Source organism: Cupriavidus sp. R6-3 (assembly GCF_059772245.1).
On record NZ_JCBAJO010000302.1, the window covers coordinates 1 to 4,659 of the forward strand.

Sequence of the window (4,659 nt, forward strand, 5' to 3'; positions counted from 1 at the left end):
TCCGGGGCCGGGGTATCGGGGACTTCCTCCCACAGCTCGGCTTCGACGCCGGCGGGGGTGCTGATCTGCCAGTTGACACCGTAGTACAGCACGATGGCCAGCAGCAGATGCATGAAGAGCGCCAGCAGGAAGGAGCGCAGCGTGCCGCGTTCCTTGACCGGCTGATACGGATAGGAGTCGGCGGTCTTCATGGGAAAGGCTAACGGCAAGGTTCCGGGCGACATCCGGTCGTCATCCAGCGATTACTTGGACTTGACCATCAGGCCGACGCGCTTGACGCCATCGGCCTTCAGTTCGGACATCACGTCGAGCACCGCCTCGTACTTCACCGCACGGGCGGCGGCGATCACCACCGGCTGGTCCGGGTTCTCGTTCTGGCGCTGGTGCACGAAGTCCAGCAGGCCCTTGGTGTCGAGCTTGCGCTCGAACGAGGCGCCCTCCGGGCTCTTGCCGCGCGCGGTCAGCGTGCCGTCCTCGTGCACGGTGACGACGATCGGCGGGGTCTTCTGCTGCGGCGTGGCGTCGGCCACGGTCGGCAGGTCCACCACGGCGGGGCTGACGATCGGCGCCGCCACCATGAAGATGACGAGCAGAACCAGCATCACGTCGATATACGGCACGACGTTGATGTCGGCGCTGGCCCGGCGGCGCGAGCCGCCGCGGCGCTGAATGGCTGCCATGCTGCGCTTCTCCTTGGCCTGGCCTTCAGCGGGTCTGCCGCTGCAGGATGTTGAGGAATTCTTCCATGAAGCTCTCGAAGCGGATCGCCAGCCGGTCGATCTCGGTCGCGTAGCGGTTGTACGCGATCACGGCCGGAATCGCCGCGAACAGGCCGATCGCGGTGGCCACCAGCGCTTCGGCGATGCCGGGCGCGACCGAGGCCAGCGTCGCCTGCTGGACGTTGGACAGGCCGCGGAACGCGTTCATGATGCCCCAGACCGTGCCGAACAGGCCGATGTAGGGGCTGACCGAGCCGACCGAGGCGAGGAACGGCAGGTGGGACTCGAGCACGTCCATCTCGCGCTGGTAGGCGGCGCGCATCGCGCGGCGGGCCGCGTCGAGCAGCGCGCCGGCGTCGTTGCTGCGCTCGCGCGCCTTCAGGTATTCGCCCATGCCGGACTCGAAGATCCGCTCGAGCGCGCCGGTGCTGTGCCGGTTGTTGGCCGCGCTGTGATACAGCGCCTGCAGGTCGCCGCCCGCCCAGAAATCGCGCTCGAAGCCCTCGGTCTGGGTGCGCGCGGCGCGCAGCGCCATGTGCTTGCGGAAAATATAGGTCCAGGAGAACAAGGACATGACGACCAGCAAGGCCATCACGGCCTGCGCCAGGAAGCTGGCGTGCATCACCAGCGTAAGGATCGACATGTCTTGCGTGACGGTCACGGGATTCATCGAGCGGTCTTGATGGTTGCGAGGACGGATGCGGGAATCGGCGCCGGGCGGAAGCTGTCGCGGTCCACGCATCCCACCCGGATCGTGCCCGCGGCCAGCATCAGCGGCCCGCGCCACGCTTCCTGGGCGAATTGGACCGAGGCCGGCCCGACCCGTTCAATACGGGTGCGGATCTCCAGCAGGTCGTCCAGCCGGGCGGGCGCATTGTATTCCACCGCCGTGCTGCGCACGACAAAGACCACGCCCGATTCGTCGGCGAGGGCCTGCTGCTCGATACCGAGCGAGCGCAGCCATTCGGTGCGCGCACGTTCGAAAAACTTGAGGTAGTTGGCGTAGAACACCACCCCGCCGGCGTCGGTGTCTTCCCAGTAGACGCGCAGCGGCCATACGAAATTCGTCATGGCCGCGATTGTAACGGACGCGGGCGCGGCTTCGGTGTCACACGGCGTCCGACAACGCAACGCCGGGCCGTCCTACAGACGGGCGGGTCCCTTCCCGCCCGCCAGGCCCGTCCCCAAGCACGTCCCAAGCCCTGTCCCAGGCGGCCTGGCCGGCTTGCGGCGAGCCGGGGCCTCGCGTAAACTCCGGCCAACCATTCCACCTTGCGCGACTGGCGAAGTCAGTGGGTACTACCACGAGGAAGCGCAAGATCTCTGGCGCCAAGCCACCGGAAGCGGTCCGAAGCCAGGGCGCAACGCCCGGCCCCGGCCCCTTGCGATAGCCGCCGCGCCTGCCGCTCGCCTGGGCCAGCGAATGGGAAGCAGGGTGCGCCCTGCGCCGCCAGTCCCGGGCCCCCGCCCAGGCCGGCGACGCGGTTCGCATGCGTCTTCCCCGCGCGCCCTACCGTCGTTCCGTTCCCGTATCCTTCGGTCAATCCGCCGTCATTGCACGGTTTTCACCGATCCTTCTACAGACGAGTTTTCGCCATGTTCGAACGCAGCCGCTACACGATCGACCAGATCGATCCCGAACTCTGGTCCGCCATCCAGCAGGAAAATCAGCGCCAGGAAGACCATATCGAGCTGATCGCCTCCGAGAACTACACCTCGCCGGCCGTGATGGCCGCGCAGGGCTCGCAGCTGACCAACAAGTACGCCGAGGGCTATCCCGGCAAGCGCTACTACGGCGGCTGCGAATACGTCGACGTCGTCGAGCAGCTCGCGATCGACCGAGTCAAGCAGCTGTTCGGCGCCGAGGCCGCCAACGTGCAGCCCAACTCGGGCTCGCAGGCCAACCAGGGCGTGTTCTTCGCCGTGCTCAAGCCGGGCGACACCATCATGGGCATGAGCCTGGCCGAAGGCGGCCACCTGACCCACGGCATGGCGCTGAACATGAGCGGCAAGTGGTTCAACGTGGTCAGCTACGGCCTGAACGCCGACGAGGACATCGACTACGGCGCGCTGGAAAAGCTGGCCCAGGAGAAGAAGCCGAAGCTGATCATCGCCGGCGCGTCGGCCTTCTCGCTGCGCATCGACTTCGAGCGCATCGCCGCCGTAGCCAAGTCGGTCGGCGCCTATTTCATGGTCGACATGGCGCACTACGCCGGCCTGATCGCCGCGGGCGTCTACCCGAACCCGGTGCCGCACGCGGACTTCGTCACCACCACCACGCACAAGAGCCTGCGCGGCCCGCGCGGCGGCGTGATCCTGATGAAGGCCGAGCATGAGAAGGCCATCAACTCGGCGATCTTCCCCGGCATCCAGGGCGGCCCGCTGATGCACGTGATCGCCGGCAAGGCGGTCGCGTTCAAGGAAGCGCTGTCGCCGGAGTTCAAGGCCTATCAGCAGCAGGTCGTCAGGAACGCCCAGGCGCTGGCCGAGACGCTGATCGCGCGCGGCCTGCGCATCGTCTCGGGCCGCACCGAGAGCCACGTGATGCTGGTCGACCTGCGCGCCAAGCAGATCACCGGCAAGGAAGCCGAGAAGATCCTGGGCGACGCGCATATCACGGTCAACAAGAACGCGATCCCCAACGATCCGGAAAAGCCGTTCGTCACCTCGGGCATCCGCCTGGGTTCGCCGGCGATGACCACGCGCGGCTTCAAGGAAGAGGAAGCCCGCCAGGTCGCCAACCTGATCGCCGACGTGCTCGACAACCCGCACGATGCCGACAACATCGCGCGCGTGCGCGAGCAGGTTGCGGCGCTGACCAAGCGCTTCCCGGTCTACGGCTGATCGGCCGTCGCCGCGCGCGGCCGCTTCGGCGGGCGGCGCGCGGCCGCTCAACCTCCGCCTCCAGGTGGTCCGATGAAATGTCCCTTCTGCGGTCACTCCAATACCCAGGTGCTCGACACCCGCATGTCCGAGGAAGGCGATACCGTGCGCCGGCGCCGCCGTTGCGAGGCCTGCGATCGGCGCTTCACCACCTATGAGCGGATCGAGCTGTTCTTCCCCGCCATCGTCAAGAAGAACGGCAGCCGCGTCGATTACGCACGCAGCAAGCTGAAGGATTCGATGCGGCTGGCCCTGCGCAAGCGGCCGGTCTCGGCAGAGGCCATCGACGAGGCGATCGCGCGCATCGAGGAAAAGCTGCTGGCGCTGGGACAGAAGGAAATCCCGAGCAGCCAGGTCGGCGAACTGGTGATGCGCGAGCTGCGCAAGCTCGACAAGATCGCCTATATCCGTTTCGCTTCGGTGTACCGCAGCTTCGAGGACGTGTCGGAGTTCTCCGACGTGCTGGCCGAAGTCAGCTCGACCAACGGCAAGCGCTGAGGCGTTGCTTCGCGGCGGCGTGAGGGTGTTGCGGTTAGTCGCCGTTTGTCGATGCTTGTTGCCGACGCCGCTGGTTGCCGCAGTTGTTGCCATTGCCGCTGTTGCAATCCTTGTCGAATCCTCCACGGTTCGAAACCTTATCCCCGCTCGCTGACGATTAATCTGGTCCCCGCTTGTCACGCACAGGACCAGAGCGATGGTTGCGATCCCTTCGGCGACTTCGGCGTTGCCGACCGCTTCAGCGTTGTCGGCGGCTTCCGCGTTATCGAGCGCTTCGGCGTGTTCGACGGCTTCGGCGTTGTCCGCCGATTCCGAGTTATCGACGGCTTCGGCGTTGTCCGCCGTTTCCCGGCTATCGACCGCTTCGGCGCCTTCCGGCACCGCAGCTGTCGGCGCCCTTCCATGGCGCCCCAATTGCCGCCCCCCTTCTTGCCCTTGTTTGACTGACCGCCGGCGCTGCCACCGCGGCTACCTGCTGCTCGAAGCGCTGGTCGCGCTCGCCGTGCTCGGCATCGGCCTGCTGCCGCTGGCCGGGCTCGCCCCGACGGCGCTGCAATGG

General features: G+C 66.8%; 6 protein-coding genes, 1 pseudogene and 1 riboswitch. Of the genes and pseudogenes, 3 read left to right on the forward strand and 4 right to left on the reverse strand.

Annotated elements, in window-relative coordinates:
• The 4 genes and pseudogenes from AC6EI8_RS24380 to ybgC all read right to left on the reverse strand — a co-directional run.
• A pseudogene (locus AC6EI8_RS24380) lies at positions 1-191 on the reverse strand (cell envelope integrity protein TolA); the annotation flags it as partial.
• Positions 192-242: 51 nt separating this feature from the next.
• On the reverse strand, positions 243-680 hold the full coding sequence (tolR, locus tag AC6EI8_RS24385; RefSeq protein WP_149317785.1) for a protein TolR: 438 nt from the start codon (positions 678-680) through the stop codon (positions 243-245).
• Positions 681-705: 25 nt separating this feature from the next.
• Positions 706-1,389: a protein TolQ gene (gene tolQ / locus AC6EI8_RS24390; RefSeq protein WP_023264902.1), complete on the reverse strand. Its 684-nt coding sequence runs from the start codon at positions 1,387-1,389 to the stop codon at positions 706-708.
• Positions 1,386-1,790: a tol-pal system-associated acyl-CoA thioesterase gene (ybgC, locus tag AC6EI8_RS24395; protein WP_149317784.1), complete on the reverse strand. Its 405-nt coding sequence runs from the start codon at positions 1,788-1,790 to the stop codon at positions 1,386-1,388. The genes tolQ and ybgC overlap by 4 nt, the downstream gene beginning before the upstream one ends.
• A 195-nt stretch (positions 1,791-1,985) precedes the next feature.
• Positions 1,986-2,087: riboswitch (ZMP/ZTP riboswitch) on the forward strand.
• 228 nt (positions 2,088-2,315) lie between these two features.
• Here ybgC and glyA point away from each other — a divergent pair.
• The 3 genes from glyA (at position 2,316) to AC6EI8_RS24410 (ending at position 4,547) form a co-directional block, all read left to right on the forward strand.
• A complete protein-coding gene (glyA, locus tag AC6EI8_RS24400; protein ID WP_150084233.1) occupies positions 2,316-3,563 on the forward strand; it encodes a serine hydroxymethyltransferase in 1,248 nt (415 codons plus the stop codon).
• A gap of 72 nt (positions 3,564-3,635) precedes the next feature.
• Entirely contained in the window at positions 3,636-4,100 is a 465-nt protein-coding gene (nrdR, locus tag AC6EI8_RS24405) for a transcriptional regulator NrdR (protein WP_149317782.1), read from the forward strand.
• A 51-nt stretch (positions 4,101-4,151) separates the two neighbouring features.
• Positions 4,152-4,547, forward strand: a complete 396-nt coding sequence (locus AC6EI8_RS24410) for a hypothetical protein (RefSeq protein WP_226108347.1) — start codon at positions 4,152-4,154, stop codon at positions 4,545-4,547.
• Positions 4,548-4,659 lie beyond the last annotated feature (112 nt).

Bases quoted from the DNA above. Each gene is read 5' to 3' on its own strand.
- tolR (WP_149317785.1), bottom strand. From the start codon at position 680: ATGGCAGCCATTCAGCGCCGCGGCGGCTCGCGCCGCCGGGCCAGCGCC.
- tolQ (WP_023264902.1), bottom strand. From the start codon at position 1,389: ATGAATCCCGTGACCGTCACGCAAGACATGTCGATCCTTACGCTGGTG.
- ybgC (WP_149317784.1), bottom strand. From the start codon at position 1,790: ATGACGAATTTCGTATGGCCGCTGCGCGTCTACTGGGAAGACACCGAC.
- glyA (WP_150084233.1), top strand. From the start codon at position 2,316: ATGTTCGAACGCAGCCGCTACACGATCGACCAGATCGATCCCGAACTC.
- nrdR (WP_149317782.1), top strand. From the start codon at position 3,636: ATGAAATGTCCCTTCTGCGGTCACTCCAATACCCAGGTGCTCGACACC.
- AC6EI8_RS24410 (WP_226108347.1), top strand. From the start codon at position 4,152: ATGCTTGTTGCCGACGCCGCTGGTTGCCGCAGTTGTTGCCATTGCCGC.